Source organism: Marinobacter sp. BSs20148 (genome assembly GCF_000283275.1).
In the GTDB taxonomy this organism is placed as follows: Bacteria; Pseudomonadota; Gammaproteobacteria; order Pseudomonadales; family Oleiphilaceae; genus Marinobacter; species Marinobacter psychrophilus.
Genome location: NC_018268.1, coordinates 3,517,621 through 3,541,548, shown reverse-complemented (window position 1 = coordinate 3,541,548; position 23,928 = coordinate 3,517,621). Strand labels below are relative to the sequence as shown.

The 23,928-nt window shown below is 52.0% G+C and carries 19 protein-coding genes, 1 other RNA gene and 1 pseudogene; 9 read left to right on the top strand and 12 right to left on the bottom strand.

Annotation, left to right across the window (positions count from 1 at the left end; genetic code table 11):
• Positions 1–46: 46 nt before the first annotated feature.
• The 3 genes from MRBBS_RS16145 to MRBBS_RS16135 all read left to right on the top strand — a co-directional run bounded on the left by MRBBS_RS16145 (position 47) and on the right by MRBBS_RS16135 (position 7,080).
• Positions 47–3,196, top strand: a complete 3,150-nt coding sequence (locus MRBBS_RS16145) for an outer membrane lipoprotein-sorting protein (protein WP_014872652.1) — start codon at positions 47–49, stop codon at positions 3,194–3,196.
• A gap of 1 nt (position 3,197) precedes the next feature.
• Entirely contained in the window at positions 3,198–4,463 is a 1,266-nt protein-coding gene (locus MRBBS_RS16140) for a DUF1302 family protein (RefSeq protein ID WP_227497534.1), read from the top strand.
• 1,576 nt (positions 4,464–6,039) lie between these two features.
• On the top strand, positions 6,040–7,080 hold the full coding sequence (locus tag MRBBS_RS16135) for a reverse transcriptase/maturase family protein (RefSeq protein WP_014872650.1): 1,041 nt from the start codon (positions 6,040–6,042) through the stop codon (positions 7,078–7,080).
• A 213-nt stretch (positions 7,081–7,293) separates the two neighbouring features.
• On the opposite strand, the gene MRBBS_RS16130 is transcribed toward MRBBS_RS16135, so the two are convergent.
• Positions 7,294–7,728: a hypothetical protein gene (locus MRBBS_RS16130; protein ID WP_041635340.1), complete on the bottom strand. Its 435-nt coding sequence runs from the start codon at positions 7,726–7,728 to the stop codon at positions 7,294–7,296.
• Positions 7,729–8,727: 999 nt separating this feature from the next.
• Here MRBBS_RS16130 and MRBBS_RS16125 point away from each other — a divergent pair.
• Positions 8,728–9,714 (top strand): annotated as a pseudogene (locus tag MRBBS_RS16125) (DUF932 domain-containing protein).
• Positions 9,689–10,507 (top strand): IS21-like element helper ATPase IstB, encoded by an 819-nt coding sequence (gene istB / locus MRBBS_RS16120; protein WP_050996666.1) that lies wholly within the window; start codon positions 9,689–9,691, stop codon positions 10,505–10,507. The pseudogene MRBBS_RS16125 and the gene istB overlap by 26 nt, the downstream one beginning before the upstream one ends.
• 40 nt (positions 10,508–10,547) lie before the next feature.
• Here the strand turns inward: istB and MRBBS_RS16115 are convergent, their stop codons facing one another.
• The 9 genes from MRBBS_RS16115 to smpB all read right to left on the bottom strand — a co-directional run bounded on the left by MRBBS_RS16115 (position 10,548) and on the right by smpB (position 18,733).
• A complete protein-coding gene (locus MRBBS_RS16115) occupies positions 10,548–11,147 on the bottom strand; it encodes a M15 family metallopeptidase (protein ID WP_014872646.1) in 600 nt (199 codons plus the stop codon).
• Positions 11,148–11,313: 166 nt separating this feature from the next.
• Entirely contained in the window at positions 11,314–12,591 is a 1,278-nt protein-coding gene (locus MRBBS_RS16110) for a TRAP transporter large permease (protein WP_014872645.1), read from the bottom strand.
• Positions 12,588–13,079, bottom strand: a complete 492-nt coding sequence (locus MRBBS_RS16105; protein ID WP_050996664.1) for a TRAP transporter small permease — start codon at positions 13,077–13,079, stop codon at positions 12,588–12,590. The genes MRBBS_RS16110 and MRBBS_RS16105 overlap by 4 nt, the downstream gene beginning before the upstream one ends.
• 80 nt (positions 13,080–13,159) lie before the next feature.
• On the bottom strand, positions 13,160–14,191 hold the full coding sequence (gene dctP / locus MRBBS_RS16100; protein WP_014872644.1) for a TRAP transporter substrate-binding protein DctP: 1,032 nt from the start codon (positions 14,189–14,191) through the stop codon (positions 13,160–13,162).
• Between the two features lie 129 nt (positions 14,192–14,320).
• Complete coding sequence (locus MRBBS_RS16095; RefSeq protein ID WP_014872643.1) at positions 14,321–15,247, bottom strand: LysR family transcriptional regulator; 927 nt, start codon at positions 15,245–15,247, stop codon at positions 14,321–14,323.
• A gap of 282 nt (positions 15,248–15,529) precedes the next feature.
• Positions 15,530–16,090 carry a DUF6088 family protein gene (locus tag MRBBS_RS16090; RefSeq protein ID WP_227497532.1) on the bottom strand — a complete coding sequence of 187 codons (561 nt, stop codon included), beginning with the start codon at positions 16,088–16,090 and terminating at the stop codon, positions 15,530–15,532.
• Between the two features lie 235 nt (positions 16,091–16,325).
• Positions 16,326–16,688: a transfer-messenger RNA gene (ssrA, locus tag MRBBS_RS19205) on the bottom strand.
• Between the two features lie 57 nt (positions 16,689–16,745).
• Entirely contained in the window at positions 16,746–18,209 is a 1,464-nt protein-coding gene (locus MRBBS_RS16085; RefSeq protein WP_014872641.1) for a wax ester/triacylglycerol synthase family O-acyltransferase, read from the bottom strand.
• A gap of 44 nt (positions 18,210–18,253) precedes the next feature.
• Positions 18,254–18,733 (bottom strand): SsrA-binding protein SmpB, encoded by a 480-nt coding sequence (gene smpB, locus MRBBS_RS16080; RefSeq protein WP_041635679.1) that lies wholly within the window; start codon positions 18,731–18,733, stop codon positions 18,254–18,256.
• 176 nt (positions 18,734–18,909) lie between these two features.
• Between smpB and MRBBS_RS16075 the strand changes: the two genes are divergently transcribed.
• From MRBBS_RS16075 to MRBBS_RS16065, 3 genes are read left to right on the top strand one after another with little or no spacing between them, the layout of a single operon-like run.
• Positions 18,910–20,394 (top strand): sodium-dependent transporter, encoded by a 1,485-nt coding sequence (locus MRBBS_RS16075; RefSeq protein WP_014872639.1) that lies wholly within the window; start codon positions 18,910–18,912, stop codon positions 20,392–20,394.
• A gap of 41 nt (positions 20,395–20,435) precedes the next feature.
• Positions 20,436–20,879, top strand: a complete 444-nt coding sequence (locus MRBBS_RS16070; protein WP_014872638.1) for a type II toxin-antitoxin system RatA family toxin — start codon at positions 20,436–20,438, stop codon at positions 20,877–20,879.
• A complete protein-coding gene (locus MRBBS_RS16065; protein WP_014872637.1) occupies positions 20,876–21,157 on the top strand; it encodes an RnfH family protein in 282 nt (93 codons plus the stop codon). The genes MRBBS_RS16070 and MRBBS_RS16065 overlap by 4 nt, the downstream gene beginning before the upstream one ends.
• Before the next feature lie 23 nt (positions 21,158–21,180).
• Here MRBBS_RS16065 and MRBBS_RS16060 read toward each other — a convergent pair whose 3' ends face one another.
• The gene (locus MRBBS_RS16060; RefSeq protein ID WP_014872636.1) at positions 21,181–21,507 is read right to left on the bottom strand and encodes an outer membrane protein assembly factor BamE; all 327 of its coding nucleotides are present in this window, start codon (positions 21,505–21,507) and stop codon (positions 21,181–21,183) included.
• Positions 21,508–21,629: 122 nt separating this feature from the next.
• Here MRBBS_RS16060 and fur point away from each other — a divergent pair, with 122 nt between their 5' ends.
• Positions 21,630–22,040, top strand: coding sequence for a ferric iron uptake transcriptional regulator (fur, locus tag MRBBS_RS16055; protein WP_041635339.1), 411 nt, complete (start codon positions 21,630–21,632; stop codon positions 22,038–22,040).
• A 94-nt stretch (positions 22,041–22,134) separates the two neighbouring features.
• Here fur and recN read toward each other — a convergent pair whose 3' ends face one another.
• Positions 22,135–23,811, bottom strand: coding sequence for a DNA repair protein RecN (gene recN / locus MRBBS_RS16050; RefSeq protein WP_014872634.1), 1,677 nt, complete (start codon positions 23,809–23,811; stop codon positions 22,135–22,137).
• Positions 23,812–23,928 lie beyond the last annotated feature (117 nt).

Below are 23,928 nucleotides of genomic sequence, written 5' to 3'. Positions count from 1 at the left end.
GCCTTTTTTAAACATTTTTAAAGTGTATATACACTAGGAGGAGGTGATGGCTGGACATCAGGAGCATCGCTCAACTGCGTTTCTGTTTTTCAAACGTCTGATTCGGTATCGCTGGTTCTCGCTGATCGCGGCACTGATTGTTGTTGGTGGCCTTGGCAGTCAGCTTGGGGAGTTAAAAAAGAACACCCAGGCCGATGCGTTTATCGACGACAACGAACCGGCGCTGATCTATCGGCGCGCTGTCGAAGAAATTTTCAACCTGAAAGATCCTATGGTGATTGCAGTGCAAAACGATGGGGCGGCAGGGATCTACAACGAGAGAAGCCTGAAACTGGTGCAGTGGTTGAGTGATCAGCTGATATCCGTGCCGAATATTGACCCTCAGGGCATCACTAGCCTGGCGACCGAGTCCAATATCCAGGGGGATACCTTTGGAATGGAGGTTCGGGAATTTCTTGATGGCCCTCTCGATGGGGCTCACATCAAATGGATTGAAAACAGCGTTAAGAATTTTCCTCTCTACGACGGCAGCCTGGTTGCCGCCGATGGCTCCATGACATTAATCGTAGCCGAGCTGTTGGATCAGGGGCAGGCTGAAGCGACCTATCAGGCTGTAATGGGGCTCATTGAGCGGGCACCAAAGGGGCAGGAACAAATCTATGTTGCAGGAGAGGGTGCCATCGTCGGTTTTCTGTCTGAGTACATTGACCGTGATGCGAAAAGGTTGAACCCCTTGGCAGGTCTCATTATTACTATTGTATTGATCGCAGCCTTTTTTACCCCACGGGCAACCATTATTCCTAACCTGATTGTTGCGGGCACTGTCGCCGGAACGCTGGGGGCAATGGCAGTCGGCGGAGCAGAATTCTATGTCATCACCAACGGCTTGATCGTCTGCATGATTGGAATTGCCGTTGCTGATTCCATTCATATTTTCTCTGAATATTACGAAATTCTGTCCGCTGACCCCGCGTTGCCCCATTCCGATGCGATTGCTACGGCAATGGCCAACATGTGGCGCCCGGTTACTCTGACCACCCTGACAACAGCGGCTGGGTTTCTGGCTCTGTATCCCACCAATGATATGCCGCCGCTGCAGTATTTTGGCATCTTCGGTGCCGTGGCGGTTTTGATTGCGGGCATTCTGACACTTTTCGTGACGCCTTCACTGCTGTCCTTTTTCAAAGCGCGGCCTAGCAGGCTTTTCCAGCGTCAAAACAGCCTGATTCCAAACAGAGGCTTGGTGAATATACTGAGCTCACTCTCTCTGAAGCATCCGAAGAAAGTCCTTGCGGGAGGGCTACTGCTTGGCGGCCTTGCAGTGGTGGGAGCCTCAAACGTGGTGATCAACGAGGAAAGGATCGAAAATTTTCAGCCACATGAACCGATCTACGTCGCTGATAAGGCAATCAATGCTTCGATGGATGGAACCTACTATCTGGACGTAGTGATCGAAGCACCTGATGCAGAGGGAATTTACGATCCGTCCGTGTTGAGAGATATCAGTCAGCTGCAGAGCTTCTTGGAAGGGCAGTCCGAGGTTCATGGAACAACCTCCATTGCTGACTACATCAAGCAGATGAATAAAGCCGTCCATGAGGATGATCCAGCATACTACGCCTTACCGGATGACAAGAATCTCATTGCCCAGCTGTTTCTCTTGTACACGGCATCAGGCGATCCGACTGACTTCGAGGAGCGCGTGGATTCCCAGCGCAAAACAGCGTTGGTCAGAGCAAGCCTGAAAACAGGGTCCTATCAGGTCAGCCGCTCTCTCATTCCACGGATCGAGAACTACCTCTCCGCTGAATTTGATGGCGAAGTGACGGCGCAAATAAGCGGCCGGATTAACGTGGATTACCACTGGATTGATGGCATTGCTGACAGCCATGTTAATAGCGTAATCGTGTCATTTCTGGCTGTATTTTTAATGGCCGCACTCCTCTTTCGGTCAATCATCGCCGGCATGATGGCAGCGATTCCGGTTGGATTGTCCATCCTGGTGATCTACGCCGTCATGGGTGCAAAAGGTATTTGGCTCGGCGTGGGAACATCCATGTTCGCCGCCATTGCCATAGGCCTGAGCGTGGACTTTGCGATCCACACCATTGACCGACTTCGGGAAGCAATGTCAAAGCCTGGGGATCTTAGCAGCATTCAGCGCATTTCAAGTGTCTTCGTGTCCACCGGGCGCGCACTCTGGTTTAACCTTCTGGCCGTCTCTCTGGGTTTCGGTGTTCTGATGACCAGCCAGGTTCCTCCCCTAGTGAACTTCGGAATGTTGGTGGCATTGTCTGTATCGGTTGCGTTTGTTGCCAGCCTGCTCTTGATTCCCGCGATTACTCTTATTTTTCAGCCAAAATTCATGCTCGGCCAAAGCGGGAGTTTCTGGAAAACCGGAATGATCCTGCTAGCGCTTTTGGCAGCGGCCGCGCTGACCAGCAAAGCCGTCGCAGGTGAGGGCGCGCCTGCAGTCGATGAGATTATCCAACAGATGAACGACCGCCCTGAGGGTGTTTCTGTTCAACGGGATATGATCATCACTTTGACTGATCGCCGTGGTAACACTCGTGAAGAACATACCCGGGCGTTTCGTCGCTACTTCGGAGAGACCAAGAAGACGGCAATCTTCTATACAAAGCCTGCAACCGTTGCGGGAACTGCGTTCCTGACGTGGGATTACGAGGACCAGGCCAGAGAAGATGATCAATGGCTCTATCTGCCGGCATTGAGGAAGGTTCGACGGATCTCTGCGTCCGATCGCGGCGATTACTTTCTGGGGACCGACTTCACCTACGAAGAAATCAAGAAAGAGAGCAAGATTGCTGCCGAGGACTACCGATTCTCACTACTCGGTGAAGAGGAGGTAGATGGTCATCCTACCTGGAAAGTAGAGGCGACTCCGATTGATCAGGAGGTTAGTCGTGCACTGGGCTATGGGCGGGTGGTGTTCCGTATCGATTCATCTTTGTGGATTCCACGACTGACCGAATATTGGGACGTAAGGGGTAATTTTCTCAAGACGGTGCACGCACGCGGTATTGAGAAGATTGACGGCATCTGGGCCATCACTGATATCGAGGCCACCAACAAGAAGACCGGTCATTCCACACGCATCCAGTTCCACAACACGGACTACGGAGCAGACGTGCCCCCACGTTTGTTTGAGCAGAATGCATTGAAGCGGGGCTACTGAGATGAAACCGGTTCGAATGCTGATACTGCCGGTCATCTGGACCCTGCTCCTTACGCCAGTCCAAGCCGCTGAAGTTGAGCACGCCTCCCTGATCGAGGTAGAGGCCGCCTATGCCCCTGAGGTCAGTGGTTGGCAGAAGCAGGAAATAGTCTGGAGACCTGAATGGATCGCGCGTTTTGAGTCGGGAATGCGCCTTACGCTGTTAGGGGAAGGGCGCCTTGATGCAAAAGATGAACTGGACCCGGGGCGGCCGGACCAACCCTTTCGCGCGGGGCTGACGCAGAAAAGCTTTCCTGGTGATCACGCCGACGTGGAACTCAGGGAATTTTACCTGGATCACTATGTCGGTGACGCCTTTGTGCGCCTGGGCAAGCAACAGATCGTCTGGGGGCAAGCCGATGGTCTGAGGGTGCTGGATGTATTAAATCCGCTGAGCTACCGGGAGTTTATACTCCCGGATATTGAGAATCGGCGTATCCCGTTATGGTCTGCACTCACAGAGATTGCGCTGGATAACGGGACTGCCCAGATCGTCTGGATCCCGGACGCTACGGTGACCAAAAGCACGTTACCGGGCGCCACGTATTCCCTCATCCCGGACCCGTTTGCGGGAGAAGGGCGGCTGGAGGTAGATCGCCCTGACTCGTTTGCCAAGAGCGATTTTGGGTTAAAGTTGTCAACTTTCCAGCAAGGCTGGGATCTTTCTCTGAATTATCTCTACCACACAATTGATGATCCACTGATTCAGTTTGATCCCTCAGAGCAACTGATTAGGGCGGATTATAATCGCTCCCACTTGATCGGCGGCACTGCATCAAAACCGGTTGGGGATGTAACATTTCGCAGTGAGATCGGTCTTGAAAGTGAAAAGCGGTCACTGGACCCCGCAACCGGACAAGTCAGGAAGTCAGAAGTCGCGTCTTATGTGCTTGGACTGGATTACAGTGGCTTCAGTGACTGGTTTATCAGCACGCAGTTCTTCCAGACATACCGTTTTTCCACTGAGCGCGATGAAGAGCCGTCCAACGAGCAGTTCACGCTACTGGTAAGGCGTGATGCAATGAACAACGCCTTGTTACTGGAGGTTCTCGGCATATATGACCTGAACAATCGGGACTCACTGATCCAACTGGAAGCTGAGTACTCAGTATCGACCAACGTGGTTCTGCGGACGGGGGCTGATCTGTTTTTTGGAAAACGGACAGGGACCTTTGGCCAGTTTCATGACGAGAGTCGCCTGTCTGCAGGTTTCACTCTGAGTTTTTAAGCGCATTGACTATCTCCACTGGGGGCAAATAAATGTTGGATAAAATACTATTGACCGTGGGCATCCTGCTTTAAGGCGTTGTTGTTCCGTATCTGGAAATCAACGACACCCACGTATTCAATCCTGCCTGGGTTGCTCATGCACGGATTCATGAAGTCTGGCAGCTGTTTACCAATTCATCCCCCATCTTCACCTGCCGACGCGTGTCCAAACTGAGATCATTCGTATCCTGAAACGGACTCTGACCGCTGATTCAACGCCACTTCGACGGCTTGTTGGACAAAATCTTAGTTTCGCGTCGGAACATGTGTACCTGGTGCTAGTTGAATCAGTCCAATTCTGGATCCGGTCATTTCTCGACTTGATCTTCGCCATAGGGGCTGCGAGGCATCCGGTTTACTGCATCGACACAAATTTTGAGGGATGTATCAACAATCTCAATCGTTTCAGACTGCGCCTTTTCCGCTTTGCTTGGGACGGGGTATTTGTACCGAGAAATCGGACTGGTATCCAACGTAAGGAGCGCACCGCCAACTGTCTGATGGAAAACGGGAATCCCCGCCTCATGCGCTGCAGTTGACGGATGATCTTCTCTGACGTGGATATGTTTTAACCTGACATAAATAAAACGTAGTCAATCTACAGTAGCCCTTTAATATCAGGGCATTCAAGGGAGTTGGTGTCAGGATCATAGTGATTGCGAGTGATGGCCTATGGCAGATCTATTTCCCTAAGCCATAAAACACAGGCAGAAAAAAGCCCCGACTAGCGGGGCTTTATAGTTCTATGAGTTCCGGTGTAATCCCGGTGCCTCAGGAGTTGGTGGAGACGGCGTCCCTTGAATAGCGTCTTTAAAATCTTGATTAATATCGTTTAAATTATAGAATTTTAGTCGCGTTACCCACGTTAAGACGGTTATGCACCGGTGGGAAAAGGCATAACATAGTCGCTTTTCTTGAACCTAGCTATGCGGGAGATTGACCTAAAACCGTCGTCAGCGCTAAGGATCACTACAAAGCTCTCTAGCGTTCCCGTTAATATCTTTACCCCGAAAGGACTCATAATCTATTATAAATAATTGATAAATGTATATAAATAATTATTTTTTTAAAAAATTTACCACAATATATACCCCCTAAATCGTTTCTGTACCGCGGAGTGATTCCCATGTTTGAGATTGGGCGTAGCAAGCTATAATGTGCCAAAAGAGAATCATAGCGCATGCATTAACGGGCGGCTGGTAATTGCGATCAGGACAAAGCAGGGAACTGGCTCCAGGCCGGGTCTCTGCTTTCACTATTCCATTAAAGTATCTTTTTAAGCGGCCCGTGATCTTCCTAGCACGAAGAAGGGTTCTACTCTGTTTCCATGGTTGCGCTTCAATAAAGTTGCAGAGAGGCGGACTGAGCTGCTTAGTGTCATAAAGGACTTCATCGATCAGCTTTCGAACCCTTTCACATAATGTACTTGGTAAGTCTTCTATGCTTGATCAAATGTCCGCATTGTTCTCAAAGCGGTCCTTTCTTACGGTGCCGCGACTGACCGTTTTGACCACAAAGGGGACATTTGCAATCCAATGATTGATCGCCTCATCCATCACGTTGACACCGCCTACCGCTGGCTGTGTCAGCAGCGTAAACACTTCCCGGCGAACAGTGATGTCTGGGATCTGCGGTTTCATTGGGATCAAATCCAGCCTGATCTGATCGCGCAGCTTAGAGGGAACCGCTACCTATTCAGTCCACAGCAGCAAGTCATCAAACAAGACGGTGAGTACATTCACCTTTGGACATCACAAGACAGCATCGTACTGAAGGCGTTAACGCTGGTACTTGCTGACCTGCTACCGGCGTCTCGACTCTGTACTCATCTCAAAGGGCATGGCGGAGCCAAGCAAACAGTCAATACGATCTACCAAGAACTTAGCGGCAACGCCTTCGTCTTCCGAACCGACGTAAAATCCTATTACCAGTCCATCAACCACGAACGGCTGTTGGATAGGCTGGAAAAACACATCGATGACAAGATTGTGATAAATCTGCTCGGGCAGTATCTAAAACGTTCTGTTGATAAGGGCGGTGTGTTTTTAACCCATCGCCAAGGGATCTCATCGGGCTGTCCGCTGAGCCCATTGATAGGCAGCTTCTTTTTGTATGAGCTCGATCAAGCGATGGAGCAACAGCCTTTATTCTATCGCCGCTATATGGATGACATCATCGTGTTGGCCTCGACACGCTGGAAACTCAGAAAGGCCATACGGAGCGTTAGCCAGGTCTTCGAGCGTTTAGGACTCGAACAACATCCTGACAAGACATTTATTGGCAGGATCGAAAAGGGTTTCGATTTTCTGGGCTATCAGTTTGGAGAAGGTAAACTCACTGTTTCAGCACGAACACATCAGAACCACATTCGTCGCTACACTCGGCTTTATGAGCAGAAGCTACGCCAGCGCTCTTCACGAGAAGATATACTGGCGTGCCTTGAGAGGTATCGACGGCGCTGGATCCAATGGGCCTTTGCAGGATTACCACCATCGACTTTACACGTAGACCTGCTACATGACTTACAGGGTTTTACGATGAACTCGGCGCTTCAATCCCAGCCCCATAAGACCTAGCGACAACAACGCGAAGGTGCCGGGCTCAGGCACTGACACCGACCTGACAAGAGCGATACCGATGTTACCCAAGGACTGAGTGGTCGCACCATCATCATAATATAACTGCGTTGAACCGTCCTCAAATACGGGTAAGAAGTTCTGCTGATTAATCCGCGTACGGTCGTCGACGACGGTAGCCGTCCAGACACACTTTCCTATACACGATGCAACTCAGAAAAACGCGCTTGACTGATCAGAAGGATCGTTCGAATCAAAAATGGAATTAGGGACAAAACCGGTGCGTCCAAAAATCGTAAAAAAATCCTGCTGAAAGCCCGTTTCACCAGGAAGCCAATCCGAAGACACCGTCTGGGTGTCCTCCCGTCCCGTAAAGGGACTGCCGAAGCTAAAAGCGTTAAAGAGGTCGGCCATTTCAATGCTTGTGGCTAAACGCCAGCCTTGGGACGCGTATACCCTGAGTGCGGAATCGATAGACTGGCCTACAGTTTCACTCCACTGCAACCACTCTAATCCACCGCCCTGGACGACATTGGACGCCGAATCGCGGGTGTAACCAGTGCCGGGGTCAATAGGACCCGCGTGAGTCGCAACGGGCATGGCCACGATGCACGCGGCCAACAAAATCTTTTGGATACACTTATTCATCGCCTAACCCTCTATTTGGGTGGTAGATACGAATCGACCTCCACGTCTCAGAATTAATTACTACAAAAAAACGTAAGCAAATATCGTACCAAATTTACATATATTTGATTCGCATAACGATTGAAGAAATCAGTCTTGTCTTATATGGATTGAGTGTAAATTATCTCGACACTTTATGTGGTTGATCAGTGCCGCAAGTCATCGTTTATCAGTGCAGATAATTGCTTTTATTGAACTGCAAAAAAGAGAGGGAGAGCATGAATATCAACAACGACCTGCCGCATTAGCCAACCTAACTCTCAGTGGTTTCAACAGCAGGCTCTTCATATAAGGCAGTATTCACGAACCCGACCACTGGCATTAGAAAAGTTTTTTTAAGTGACTGCTTATTCGCTTAGGGCTGACTCCTGCCGCTGGTCGAAGCCGTGTCAGTCCTGGCCCGTGAGGCCCCTTTGTGACCTGAGCTGCTTTTTGGACCCCTCGACAAAAAGAGAGATGACGGTAATCCACCGCAGCTAACGTCCGGGTGCGGGCGAAAAGGGCCGCTTTTATCAGATGTCAGCCCTTATTTTCAGGCAAGCAGCTCCAAATGACACAATCTTCTCGAGGACTTTCTAGTTGGCAATTGATCCTGCTGCAAGTAAGGCATAATGACTGATCGAAGTGGACGATTTGGCGTGGAAATGCAAAGGGATCTGGGCCGGTAACGAGTGAAAACGTGTTACTCCCAAAACTGCTGGACGTGAGCTTTCCTACGATTCCATCAAATCTCAAACCTATATCACCTCCGTGAACCAAGGCGCTGAAAGTGCCTTCCCTCCCAATTCACAGAGGTATTTTCAATGCTCGAACCATGTCTCAACTGCCAATCTGTCTGGATTGGTAAGAAAAACTATGGCAAGAAAACGGCTGGTGTCGTTGGTGCGTCTGCCGGCACTGATCCCGATTCCCGGGACGACTCTCGTTAAGTCATTTCGTAAATTCCATAGGAGAACAACCATGGCTCACCTTATTGAGCAGGTGGCCTATGTTGGCCAAACCCGGTGGAATGGCCGGGGTAATCAACTCACGACGAATCAGCCCCTGGAAGTCTGGGTCAAGTAAGCCGGTCTGGATTGGCAGCTCGAGGAAAGCCCCGTTCGCCACGTCACCAATGCCGGTGGCACCCTCGGGGAGATCCTGTCTTACCCGGATAGCAAGGTGCTGTACCGGTTAGACACCAAAGCTCCGCTGTCTGTTGTTGGTAACCCTTTCAAAGTGGTCCAGCCCGAAGAAATTCTGGAGTTCTATCGGGATCTAACCGAGGTTTCCGGTTTTGAACTGGAAACAGCGAGCGTGCTGAAAGGTGGCCGGAAAATGTGGGCGCTTGCTCGCACCGGCCAGTCCGGTGTGCTGCAAGGCAATGATCAAACCAATGCCTATGTGCTGTTGGCTGCGGCTTGTGATGGCACCATGGCCACCACCGCGCAATTCACCAGCATTCGTGTGGTATGCAACAACACACTAGCGGTGGCGCTTAGGGACGCCACCGCTACTGCGGTAAAGGTGAAGCACAATACAGCCTTCGATGCGGACCTAGTGAAGAAGCAGCTCGGCATATTCGTCTCCGCTTGGGACGACTTCATGTATCGCTTGAAGACACTGGGCGAACGGAAAGTGAATACCATCGAAGCCAGGAACTACTTCCTCAAGGTGTTCACCGATGATTCCGGTAATGGGGTCGGCAAAACCAACGAGCGGTCCATGGCCAAAGCCCTCGGGCTGTATGAAGGCGATGGCATGGGCGCCACGCTGGCTTCATCCAAAGGTACTGCTTAAGGTTTGGTGAATGCTGTGACTGAATTCATCGATTACCAACACAACAGGCATTACAACAAAGACCAGTCTCAACTCGACCTATTCCAACAGAGAGCTTTCAGCATCCGCTCAGCGTGTACGACCGGCTGCTGGAGGCTCGCCTATGAACCTGCAACATCAGCGTATTGAGCATGCTTGCGCAAGCCTCAAGCTCGATACCCTGGCCAGTGAATGGGCGGCCATCGCCGACCATGCTGCTTCAAACGAAGGCACCTTGGCTGACTTCCTGGAGCAGCTTTTGCATCTGGAACTGAACGCTCGATCACAACGATCCCGAGAGACGTTGTTAAAGTTCGCAGGCTTCCCGGGACGAAAGCTCTTTGAAGATTACGATTTCAAGTTCGCCAGCGGAGCCCCGCGCAAACAGCTGAACGAACTGACGAGCATGGCTTTCGTAGAGCGAGCAGAGAACGTGGTGCTTCTGGGCCCCAGTGGCGTTGGCAAAAGCCACCTGGCCATCAGCCTGGGCCACAAAGCCGTCAGCCAAGGCATTAAAACGCGCTTCATTGCCGCGGCCGACATGATGCTGCAACTGGTTATTGCCCGAAAACAGGAACGTCTGGATCAGTACTTAAAACGCAGTATCTTAGCGCCACGGCTATTGATCATCGACGAAATCGGCTATCTGCCATTTGGTCGCGAAGAGGCCAATCTGTTCTTTAATGTCATTGCCAAACGCTACGAGCACGGCAGTGTCATCGTCACCAGTAACCTCCCATTCTCACAGTGGGCCAGTGCCTTCTATGGCGACACGACATTAACCGCTGCGCTATTGGAGCGGCTGTTACACCACGCGCACATCGTCCAAATCCGGGAATGTGGAACAGTGAGTAACTTTATGACGGCCGGAAGCTTCCCGGTCATCAGGCGCCTCACTCAGGGCGGCGATATTAGCATTTGGGTTGATGTCCGAGATCATTGAACCACTACACAAACACACTAAATTGGTGACTGTTACCCAATCATCCCAGTTGTTTGCGCCAGCGATTTTCAATGGTGTCTAGCTCGGCTGGGCCGTAATAGGCGTGGTCATGGGCTCCATAATACGCCCACAGTTGATCGCCGAAATCGTAGTGCCACCACTCGCTGGGTAGGTTGGTGAAGCCCTGTTGACGCATGGAGTGGTAAAGCAAGCGGCGATGATCCCGCGCTTTTTGTTGCTGCGGCGTTAGTGCTTTCAGGTGCTCGAAATAGTCGCTGTGGGAGGCAGGCACTGCCTCGTCAAACAAAGTGCCCATATCTAAAGGTAAACCATCGGCATCGCATAACGTGACATCGACGGCGCCGCCGGTGAGGTGAGGGCTGGGAGCTAAGGGGTCGCGACTAGGTACCGAAACAAACTCCCTTGTTCGCTCTAACAGCGCGGTTGTGCTGAGATCAGGCTGGTGGTGCCGGATTGCTTCGTGCAGGGTGTCGAACAAATACTGTTGCACCTGCCATGGACGCCATCCGTCTAAAACGATTATACCTATGCCGTCGGGTAAGCTACGTGCCGCAGCGAGCAGCGCCCGATAAACACCTTCACGTACAAAACATTCCTGCACCGCACCAGGAATGCCCATCCGAGCATAGGCGGGGAACACGCTGATCGGTGTAGGCGCGAGGCTCATTGGTACTAGGCGCTCACCGTTATCTTTAATGGGGGCGCAGCGTAGCCGTTCCCAGCACGGGGCTGGATGACTGGGTATAAGTGGCAAGGCGTTCAATAGTGTGTTCAAAGGCATTGTCTTATCCAAACAGAGTAGGGAGCCACAGCGTTAGCGGTGGGAAAAGGATTAGTAGAATAAGTACCGCAATAGCCGTTAGCACAAAGGGCCAAATGGTTTTGAACAGTGAGACAATCTCAAGCCGACTAACGGCCGCGGCCACGAAAACGCAGGCGCCCAACGGCGGTGTTATCAAGGCAATCGTAATATTCAAAGTGATGATGACACCCAGATGGACGGGATCGATTCCTGCCATCATGGCCACTGGCGCAAAGACTGGCGTTAGTAACATCAACGCTGATACTTCTTCCATAAACATCCCCGTGAAGAATGTGATAACGCTGAGCATTAGTAAAATGACGACGCCATTGTCCACATAGGGAGAAAGTAGTGACACGAATTGCGCTGGAACCTGAGCATACGAGAGTAGCCAGCTAATCGTAGCGGAAGCTGCCATAATCAGAAAAATCGCAGAAGTTAGGCGTGCCGTATCAACGATAGCTTTCCAGCATTCCTTCAAACGTAACCCACCGAGAAAGACACCGCACAAGGCGACATATAGCGCTGTCAAAGCTCCAGATTCCGTAGGGGTAACAAAACCAAACACAATGCCTGCGACGATAATGAAGGGAGCGACAAGCGCGGGCAGGGCCGCTAAAAACGCTACTCCAAGCTGGCCGAACGATGGCAACTTGCCACTTTTTGGCAATCGATGGCGCCAGGCATACCAAGCGTTCATTCCCATGAATGCAACACCTAGCAACAGCCCAGGTATAACGCCCGCCAGAAAAAGATCCCCGACCGAGGTGTTCGTTAGTGAGGCGTAGAGAATCATAAATATACTGGGCGGAATGATCGGACCGATCAACGAGCTGCCCGCGGTCAATCCAGCCGAAAAGGCTCTTGAGTACCCTTCTTTCTCCATGGCGGGTACCAAAAGCGAACCGAGTGCCGACGTGTCGGCCACTGCTGAGCCATTAATGCCTGCAAAGAAAACACTCGAAACGACGTTGACGTGGCCCATACCTCCCCGTAAGTGCCCGACCATCAGGCGTGCCAGCCCCATTAAACGTTCCGTTAACCCGCTGACGTTCATCAGATTACCGGCGAAGATGAATAGCGGAATAGCCATCAGGGAAAAAACATTAATACCGCTAAAAAATTGCTGGGGCATCATCCGTGGAATCATCGAGGGATCGACAAACAAAAAACCTACGATCGCTGTTGTAATCAATGCGATGAATAAAGGAAGGCCCAGTAAAACGTGGATAAGAAAAACGACCAACATGCTAAGAATCATATCTGGTCCTCTATGGACTTTAGAGGCGCGGGTCCGTAAAGCAGCACATGCCAAGCCAGTAATAAAAAGCCAAAAGGCAACGAGAGTAGTGGCACTGTGCGGCTAATGCCAAGCCCGGACGTGGTAAACATGCTGACCGATAGCGCATAGCGGTAGCTTACCCATGCTGCTCCCACGGCTATTAGCAGAGTAAGCAGCCATTGATACAGGTTCAGTAAACGAGCGAATGGAGCTGGAAGCAGTTTTTCTAGGAGACCGACGCGCATGTGGCCCCCTTCCGACCAGACGGCACCAGCCGCAATCATGACGGTGGCTATGATCAAGAAGCGAGAGAGCTCATCTGTCCAGATAGGGGCGCCGCCCGCAATGTAGCGTGCAAAAACACCAAACAAAATAGCCGCAACATTGAGGGATAATAAAGCCCCCGCTAGGGTTAGAGTGGACGGACAGCTTATAAGCAGTAGGCGGGATCGAAGCTTATTGAGCATTGCAGCATTCCATGAGGCACAAAAAATAGAGGGCTGGCGAGGCACCAGCCCTCTGTCGCGGCAAAGGTGTTAGCCGTTGATTAGTCGAGCAGACTGCTCATGCCTGCATCTTTCAGCGCCATATCAATCCAGCGTTGCTCAATGTCACGCTCTTTTAGCCATTTAAGATAGGCGGGCTGGCCAATGTTGCGGAAAGCAGTCAGGTCCTCTTCAGGAGGGCGAATAACTTCCATGCCTTGCTCTTCCAGGTAAGCGATACGCTTTTCAACCTGATCCTCGTTATGCTCCCTGGCATTGTGGTTAGCCTCGGCGACGGCTTCCATAAAGGCACTGCGAATCTCCTCGTCCCAATTTGCAATCATCTCGCTATTGCCGACAAGGAATTGATTGGAGTATTGAATATTCGCAAGGGTCAGGTATTTTTGCACTTCATGAAGGCTGCCCAGGGCAATGTACATCGGCGGGTTCATTTGGCCGTCAGCTACACCCGTCCGCAGGGCCATATAAGTTTCGGTCCAGGGAATGGGCGTGCCGGATGCACCAAATGCCTCATAGAGTGCCACCTGACTCGGGTCCATGGCGCGGAAGCGAAGACCTTGAAAGTCTTCAGGGCGGCTGATGGGTTTTTTGTTATTGGTGAACGCCAAAAAGCCTCCCTCTTCCACGACCGCCAACATATCGATACCGGCACGCTCCTGCAGCACATCGCCGACTTCCTGCCAATACTGACCTTTATCGAAGAAGCTGCGTGCCGCAGCAAAATCATCGAACAGGAATGGAATAGCACTGACGAATATTTCATCGACGAGAGGTGAAACTCCAGCAAAGGATGCGACGTTGAGCGACGGTGTGCTCATAGTCTGCTCCATGCGCTCCTGCTCTTCTCCCAACATACTGTTGGGATACAGGGCTAACTGAATCTGATCTTTGGTTTTTTCTTCAACCAACTCTTTTAGATTAGTGGCGAAAACGTGCACGGCGTTCTTTTCTAGGTCAGGGGCTCCGTTGTAGCTCAGATTAATCGTGGTTGCTGCAAGGGCATTTCCTGCCATTAAGGCGGAGCCAATCAGGCAAGCTGATATGAGTCGCTTGGGTGCAAATTTTTGTCTCATGATAGTAAATTTCCTGTTTTATTTTGATTAGTTGCGAGGTATTACGTGCAAGCACTCAGACTTATCAGGGATGTCTGGTAGAAGACTATGTGTTGAAGTGTTGACTATGCAATACCTAAAGTGTGGACTTTATTGCAACAGTCTAGGTGCGTCAGCCGAGAAAAAGCGCATTCCTTTTTGTAAATGATCGATACAAGCGGCTGACGCTATCGTTAACTCTTGGCCCTTTAGACTCACAATTTGCGCGTGGGTATCGTTCATAACGGGATATTGCATGGGTAGCGTGAAAATTTCTCCGCGTTTTATTTCATCCATGACTGTGAGCTCCGGCATAAACGTAACTCCAATCCCTGAACGGACGAAATTTTTTAAAACGGATACAGAATTCGTATGAAGGCGCGCTTCCAGGTGAACACGCTCCTGGTGAGCTGCCATATTTACCATTTGCCGCATACCGAAAGGATTATCCATTAACGCAAGAGGCCAACCTTTTAGATCATTCAACGTTACGGGTCGATTCAGTTCAATTAACGGATGATTAGGAGGAACAATAACATCGAGAGGCTGGCGCGTTTCCACATGGCAGAAAAACTGCGGATCTACCGGCGGTGCGTAAAGTAGCGCTATATCGACTTCACGATCTTTGAGTAGTGACATCGCTTCGTTAACGCCGGCCATGCGAATTTCTACATTAATACCAGTAAACGCTGACATGAACGTGCCCAAAGGTGCGGCGATCAAATCAGCAATAAATCCTTCCCCAACGGCAATGCGAACTTCCCCTTTTACTAAGTTTTGAAGTGCCATGAGTTGAGACAGTACGGCTTCTTCTGAAGCCCGCTGGGCATGAAAATGATGAACAAGTAGCTGGCCCGCAGCAGTCGCTCGCATTCCGCGACCGTGCCGCTCGCACAGTCGGGTATTTAGCTCTTCTTCAAGCGCTTTTAATTGACGGCTAACGGCAGAAGCATCGACATTCAGATGAGCCGCAGCGCGCCTAAGGGATCCGCGGCGAATGACTTCGTTTAGGTAGGTTAACGCACGCTGGCTGAGCATAAAAAGTGCCTGTTTTGAGTGTCATATGTCGTAACGGTGCAGCGAGATGGTTCAACGATTCCAAGCACCAACCTAGGTGGTGATATTGCCACAATAAACGTGGTGTTTGATGACCAGAAATGACCGTTGCCTGGTCCCCAACACTGGCCACTGTATAAAATGAGGTGTCGTTCGTAGATATTTTGACCGCTATCTGACTTTAGAGGCGAGTTTTCTGGTCAGGAAGTCGAAAAATGTCCGTCAAACCATCATTTCCTTTTTAAGCTGCTCCAATTTGACCTGCTATCCTCCAGGCAAAGGCGCCGCCTTGAGCTTTTTGATCGCTACGCGGCTCTGGGCTTCGGAAAGTTTCAGCCTGGTCAGTGCTTTTTTCAATTCGCTGAGTTTCACGTAATAGGCTGGGGTGACGGTGAAGCTTCGCAGTAGCTCGCCTTTAGGGCGTGATTTCCATTGCAGCTTTGATTCTGCCACGTGTCGCACTTCAACAATGTCATTGCCAACCGAAAACGTGCTGCTGGCACCGTTACTCCAAAACACCGTTCTGACGGGAGCCTGGGTTTGAAGGCCAAGTCGATAGGCGGACTCAATGCCCTGCCTTAACAGTATGTAGCCGTTCTGCTGTGCCCACTTTTTGGCTATCTGTTCTGCCCTTGCCGTGATTTCGATTGATAGTATGCTGGCGAATGCCTTGGGGCGCACACAAATGCCTTTGGCTACTCTTACAATTATTCCTTTCTGCGTAAGCCTGCTCAGCGTTTTGTGCGCAGACGTAGCTGTACTCATTTCGTGGAACTGTCTGATGGAAAACGGGAACCCCCACCTCATGCGCTGCAGTTGATGCAAGATCTTCTCTGACGTGGATATGCTTTAATCTGACATAAATAAAACGCAGTCAATCTTTAGTAGCCCTTTAATATCAGGGCATTCAAGGGAGTTGGTGTCAGGATCATAGTGATTGCGAGTGATGGCCTATGGCAGATCTATTTCCCTAAGCCACAAAACACAGGCAGAAAAAAGCCCCGACTAGCGGGGCTTTAAAGTTCTATGAGTTCCGGTGTAATCCCGGAGCCTCAGGAGTTGGTGGAGACGGCGGGAATTGAACCCGCGTCCGCCAGCACTGTGCCTTAGGATCTACATGCTTGTGTCCTTCTACTGATTTAACTTCAGGCTACCCGAAGGCCAGGGCGCGAGAAGCGAGTTCTTTAGATCTTAGTCGTTAGCCAGTGAACTCTGGATAACGAAGCATCCCGTAAGCGATGACGTCCTGAAATGTAGCTCTGGGCTACGGGCGACCCAGTCAGGACGACTAGCAGCTTACGCTGCTAGTGAGTAGTTTTCGTCGTTTGCGACTATTGCGTTGCAGCTTTGGATTAACGAGATTCGCTGCCATCTCGACATGCACCCAAGGGTTCGCCACCAGCGTCGAAGCCATGTCGTCCCCTTACACACATTATATGTGGCTACTCCGGCTAACTTCAAGGGCTGCGTGCCAGAGAATTTAAGCCGATTGCCTGCGCTCGCGCCGAGGAGGCTTGGTTTTGACATCGGCAGCGAGTGGTTTTGCGGGGGGTTCAAGTTCGATACCGGCCGTTTTGGCCAACTCGTAAAAGCTGTCGTGGAAGTAGTCCATGATGGCGTTTGGGCAGGCCTGAATGCCTTGGTCTACGGTAATGCCGAAATGCACGCTGCCGGCGTAGCTGAAGATGCTCATGCCAATGCCAATGCTGCCGCTTTGCGGGACCCAGAACATGGGTTGGCGCAGCTTACTGCCTGCCAGATAGACCGCTTCCCGCGGGCCGGGCACGTTGGTCAGTACGGCTGAGGCTTTGTTACTGAGCATTGCCAAGGCCCGGCGTTCGAGCATGCCCGGGCCGCGGCCAAAAAGATCCAGCAGGCTGTAGGTTACCTGCGCCTGGTAAGACCGCTTGAGCTCGTTCATAGTGTTTTGAATCTGCTGAAAACGTGCCTTTGGCCCGTCAATTTCGATGGGCAGGCTAACCAGCATCAAGCCAAACTGATTGCCCAGTACGGAAATGGGCTGGTTCAGCGGTCGCAAATTAAACGGCACAGCTACGCGGATCCCGCAGTCGGGAATCGCCTCATTGCTTTCCAAAAGGTGGCGACGTATAGCGCCGGTTGCAGCGCACAGCAGCGTATCATTAATAGTGCCGCCCATGGCTTTTGCGCAGTGCTTGACGTCGTTCAGGTTCAGAGCTTCGGCCCAGGCCACTTGTTTGCGACCGCACAGCGGTCGGCGCAGACCGGTTTTCGGATCAAAGGGCATCAAACCGAGATTCAGCAAGTCCAGGGCGATATCGCCAGCGGTGCCAGCCAGACGCAGAGCGTAGCCTGGCTCTGAGCGCAGTGACTGGAACAGAATGCTGGCTTGCTGGCCCGCGACCTGTGCACTGCTGACGGCCTTGTGCATCCAGCGGCTCAGGGGTTTTAACACGGCTTTTTCAGGCCTGGTTGGCCGCGGTTTTGGTATATAGGGTTGCGGTGTTGGGTCGGTGAGTGACAGCAGTACCCGCACCAGCGATATACCATCGGCAATGCAGTGATGAATGCGCACAATCAGCGCGCAGCCACCCTGGTAATTGTCGACGTAATCGATCTGCCACAGCGGCCGTCGAAAATCCATGACGCTGCTGTTCAAGTCACTCACCAGCGCCTGAAGTTCGGTTTTGTCGGCGCTGCCGGGCAGGGCTCGGCGATGCACGTGGTTATCCAGGTTAAACAGCGGGTCGTCTTGCCAGTATGCTTTGCTGCTTTTTTCCACAACGCGCTGACGAAAACGACGAAATTTCAGAAAACGCTCGTTCAGAACCCGTTTTAGGTCGGCGATGGCGATGGCCGCGTCAAAAATCAGCACCGATGAAATCATCATCGGGTTTTCTGGCGTGTCCATGCGCAGCCAGGATAGGTCGACACCTGACATGGGGATTTGCGTAATTTTGCTCATGCGCTTTCCCTATTCTGTGCGCCGCCATTCTTTGGGGCGTTTTCTTAGATATTAGCCTCGCGCAACACCCGTTGCTTCTGGCGGTTCCAATCCCGTTCTTTCTCGGTGGCGCGCTTGTCGAACAGTTTTTTGCCTTTTACCAGCGCGATCTCGCACTTCACTTTGTTCTTTTTCCAGTACAGCGCTAAGGGTATGCAGGTACGGCCTTCTTGGCCGACTGAATCCACAATTTTAGCGATTTCTTTGGCGTGCAATAACAGTTTTCGAGTTCGAGTAGGGTCTGCTATGACGTGGGTTGACGCAGTGGTCAGTGGCGTAATATGGGTCCCCAACAGCCAGGCTTCGCCGTCTTTCAGCAGCACGTAAGAGTCGGTCAGCTGCGTTTTGCCAGCGCGCATGGACTTTACTTCCCAGCCCAGCAGCGAAAGACCGGCCTCAAAGCGGTCCTCAATGTGGTATTCGTGTTTGGCTTTTTTGTTCAGCGCGATGGTACTACTTGAAGTACCTGGTTTTTTCTTGCTCATGAATCCGTTATCCGACGTCGCACGAATGTACCGGCCGGCGATTGCTGGTCCGGCAAAGCGGCTATTGTAGCTCAGGAGTGCCAGACCGGTCACGAATTCACCCGCCTGCTGGCAACAGGTCGTGCGCTGCAACCGGTATCGGCTACAATGGGCGATCATTTTTGACCGGATTGTTCATGCCGCCGCATCTTCAGGCACAGATGGGATCGTTTACCCGCAAGTCCACGTTTTTTTGGGCGGCGACGGGCGCTACTGTGGGGCTGGCCAACTTTTGGCAATTTCCCTATCTGGCCAGTCGCCACGGCGGCGGGCTCTTTATCCTGCTTTATTTGGCCTGCCTGTTGTTAATCACTCTGCCACTGGCGATTACTGAAACGTCTTTTGGCCGCTATAGCCGTCATGGAATGGTGCGGGCGATGGACAATTTCGTGCTCACTGCCAAGCGCTCCCGCAATTGGATATGGCTGGGTTACTTGAGTGTGCTGGCAGCCTTTGTGGTGTTGTCTTATACGGCTGTATTTGGCGCTATTGCGCTGGCCTGGGTGTTTTATGGCGCCAGTGGGGACTTTACCGGTAATACCGCCGCCCATGCGGCAAGCGTATTGTCACGCCTGGTGTCTGACCCGCAACGGTACCCGGTGTTCATGGCTTGGCACGGTTTCTTTTTGTTGCTGGTGGCCGGTGTGTCTATGCGCGGCGTGGTTCGCGGCCTGGAGCGGGCGTTTCGCCTGCTGGTGCCGGCCACTCTGATTTTGCTGATGGGGTTTGTCGGATTTGCGGTCTATTTCGGTGAGGCGGGTGCCGCTATGGCCCGCTTTCTGGCGTTACATCCTCAAGATGTGACTATGGACAGCGTTAAAGCGGCGTTGTTTCATGCCTTTTTTACCCTTGGCTTGGGAGTGGGTGTGTGGGCCATTTTCGGTGCTTATAGCTCGCCACACACCCGTTTGAAACGTTCTGTTCTGGCCGTGGTTTTGCTGGATACGCTGGTTGCCGTGTTGGCTGGCCTGGCGCTGTTTGCGGTGGTAGTGGATGTCGATGGTAATCAAGCCAACAGGGGTTTTGGCCTGTTGTTTGTAGCCCTTCCTGCGGCGCTGGGTCAGCTGCCTGCCAGTCAGGTGGTTATTGCCCTGCTATTTTTGATGTTGGTGATGGTGGTTTGGGCAAGCGCTCTGGCGCTGATGGAGCCGGTGATTGGCTGGCTGCGGGAACGCACGGATCTGTCGCGGGGCAAAGCGACCTTGCTGGTTCTGGTCTCCTGTTGGCTGTTGGGCCTGCTGTCGCTGTATTCGTTGAATATATGGAGCGGTTATCGGCCCGCAGGTGCAACACTGTTTCGCTGGTTGGAATTGATCTCTGGTGGCATTTTTATGCCGGCTGTTGGGGTGATGGTGTCGCTGTTTGCTGGCTGGTGCCTTACCCGGCGGTTATTGCGAAAAATTCTAGGCAACACGCCCGGTTGGTTGTTTGATGGCTGGTACTGGGTGATGCGTTGGGTGTTGCCGCTGGTGGTTGTATACATTGGCCTGCAGTACACAGTGTTTTCGCTAAACCAATGGTGCGATGGCGACAGTCGTACTTTCTGGTGCGATGGCAACGCCCAGGCCGAAGTGGGTTCGGCGCCACAAAGGCTGCCAGAAGCACGTTTATCTTCGAATTAGTTCCATGTTTACTCCTTTATTAGATAGGACCGCTTTACTCAATGGCTCATCAGATTGATAAAACCGCGTTGGTGTGGCATTCCGCCGAGCGCATGTTTCACTTGGTTAACGACGTAGCCCGTTATCCGGAATTTCTGCCGTGGTGTCGCAGTGCCAGTGTGCAGCAGCAAGATGAGCAGCATGTTACTGCTTCGATGGAAATTGCCAAAGGCGGTTTGAGCCATATTCTTACTACGCGCAACCAGCTTTTGATGCCCGAAGTTATCGAAATGCAGTTGGTGGACGGGCCTTTTAGCAATCTTAGCGGGCGCTGGCACTTCAAGCCGTTACAAAATAACGCCTGCAAGGTGATTTTGACTCTGGAGTTTGAGTTTTCCGGATCTTTGGCGCGGATGACTTTTGGGCCCATTTTCAATCAGGCGGCCAATACCATGGTAGACGCGTTTTGCCGGCGGGCCGATGTCGTTTATGGTGAAAGCTCATGAGCATTCGGATAGAAGTGGCTTACGCGTTGCCTGAACGGCAGGAAATTGTAACGGTGGATGTCCCTGAGGGCACCAGTGTGTTGGGTGCAGTTAAAGCGTCTTCTATCTGTGTGCGGTTCCCGGGGCTGGACCCTGATAACGCTGACATGGGCATTTTTGGTAAGGCCATAAAACAACCGGGCCAGCATGAGGTGCAGGAGGGCGACCGAATAGAACTGTACCGCCCGCTCATGATTGACCCCAAGCAGGCACGATTGAACAGAGCTAAAAAACAGTAGGCGCTTACAGCGCCTGCTTAGCCTCAGTAGGCGGGCGTCTCTTCCAGCAGTTGTGCTTCGTAGCGGGAGAAACGGTCATCATCATAATACACGATAATGCGCTGTTCTTCGATGTCTCCGCCTGCACGCTGGAACGTGTAAACGTAATATTCCCTTGATGTGTCAACAGGGTTGAGCATCAGCGGTGTGCCCATCACCGCGTGAACCTGACTGCGGGGCATGCCTTCCGTCAGTGCGGTCAGCTCTTTGTTGGTGACAATATTGCCTTGTTGGACGTTGATTTTGTAAACGCCGGGAAAGGCACAGCCAGCCAGAAAAAGAGTGAGAATAAGAGCTATAAGCTTTTGCATCGCCGGGGGAATTCCTCTATCTTGAAAATGCCTGCCAATGGCAGATGTAGCACGGGTTGATCCTAAAATGGCGGCCCCATCATACCGGAAGCCGCAAGGCACACCAACGAGTGAATAGTAATATGCCATCTGAAAACGCCGAATTACGAAAAGTCGGTCTGAAGGTTACTCTTCCACGGGTTAAAATCTTCGGTATTCTTGAAAGCGCCACTCAGCACCACATGAGCGCAGAAGATGTCTATAAAAAGCTTCTGGAACAGGGTGATGATGTAGGGCTGGCGACCGTTTACCGTGTATTGACCCAATTTGAATCAGCGGGCCTGGTGCTGCGGCACAACTTTGAAGGCGGCCATGCTGTATTCGAAATGGCGAGCGAAGACCATCACGACCATATCGTATGTACCGAAACCGGAAAAGTCATCGAGTTTTTTGATCAGGTTATTGAAGATCGCCAGCAAATCATTGCAGCCGAGCACGGTTATGAGATTGTCGATCACAGCCTGACGTTGTACGTAAAGCCCATCAAGTCATAAGCCAACTCACACTCAAGCACTTTCCCAAGCGCAAAAAAGGGGGCGGGGTTCTGGCCCGCCCCGAAAACTCTCAGGATAGAGAGGGGGAATGCTGTCAGTGATGGGTTGCCTGTCCCTTGCTGTACATTTCTTTGGCGTGGGCAATGGTCTGTTCTGTCATATCTACGCCGCCCAGCATACGGGCGACTTCGCTGATTCGGCCCTGATCGTCCAGGGTTTCGATTTTCGAGAAGGTGGCTTCCTGCTCTGTGAACTTGCTAACGAACAGGTGTTGATGGCACTGGGCTGCCACTTGTGGCAAGTGGGTAACACACAGCACCTGACCGTTTTCGCCGAGTGCCCGCAGTAGTTTGCCAACGACTTCGGCGGTGCCACCGCCAATCCCCACGTCTACTTCGTCGAACACCAATGTCGGTGTGGTAGAGGTTTGTGCTACCACCACTTGAATGGCCAGACTGATCCGCGAAAGCTCGCCGCCCGAGGCGACTTTCGCCAGTGGTCGCGCTGGCTGGCCGGGATTGGCGCTAACCAGAAATTCGATGTCTTCGTGGCCATGAGCCGCCGGCTCGTCACGGTTGTCGGCCAGTTGCGTTACAAACTGCACATTAGGCATGCTCAGTTGAGCCAATTCTGCTGCTACGCGGACGTCCAGATTTACCGCCACGTGCCGGCGCAACTGTGTCAGTTCATCGGCCAGCGCGTTGTATTCCAGTAGCTGCTCGTCCAATTCGGCCTGAAGCTGCTCCAGACTGTCTGCGCCGCCGTCCAGATCAGCCAGCTCGCCGTTCAGCCGCTGGTGCAGCTCGAACAATTGTTCGGGCATGATGCGATGCTTGCGCGCCATCTGATAAATCGCACTCAAGCGATCTTCTATTTCTGCAAGGTGCTGCGGGTCGGCTTCGTAATCATCAACAAAGCGGCGCAGATTGTCGCCGGCTTCGCTGATTTGTATCTGCGCTTCGCTCAGCATTTGCAGAGTGTCGGCCAGCGCTGGAATTTCCGTTGGCAGCTGCCCAAGTTGCTGAAGCACCTGGCGTACCAGTGCGGCAGCGCTGGTGTCGTCTTCCGAACACAGTAAAGCCGCCTGATTGCTATGGTGCAAAATGGTATCAGCTTGGCTTAACTCCTGTTGTTGCTGTTCCAGCTGCTGCTGCTCTAGCTCTTGCAGATCCAGGCGATCCAGCTCTTCTACTTGATAGCGCAACAGTTGCAGTCGGGCTTCAGTTTCATCGGCGTTGTTTTGGCGCTCGACCATTTTTTGACGGGTTTTACTCCACCTACTCCAGGCTTGGCGGGTTTGCCCTGCTAGTTCATCGGCCCCGGCGTATTCATCCAGTAAGGTGCGGTGGGTATCCTTGCGCAGTAAGGATTGATGTTGGTGCTGGCTGTGAATGTCCATTAGCAGGCCACCCAGTTCTTTCAGGTGGCTTAGCGGACAGGGTTGGCCGTTGATGTAGGCGCGGGATCGGCCGTCGCGGCTGATGGCGCGGCGTAAAATGCAGTCGTTATGATCGTCCAGCTCTTGCTGTTCCAGCCAGCTGCGCGCAGCCGTAATAGTTGAAATATCGAAGGTGGCGGTAATGTCAGCCCGCTTCGCACCATAACGCACAGCGCCGGCGTCTGCGCGTCCTCCCATGGCAAGGCCAAGTGCGTCCAGCACAATTGATTTGCCGGCACCGGTTTCCCCGGTAAGGGCGGTCATGCCTTTATGGAAGTGCAGTTCCACCCGTTCCGCGATGGCGTAATTGGAAACCGTTAGCTGTGTGAGCATGCCGAAACCTCCGCTCGATGTCTGGATACTGTTTTTTCATACAGTGACTGTAAATATATACAGGCTTTTGTGTTGTTGCAAACTCTGTGGTGTCAACTTTGTTGCAAAATGCATCGC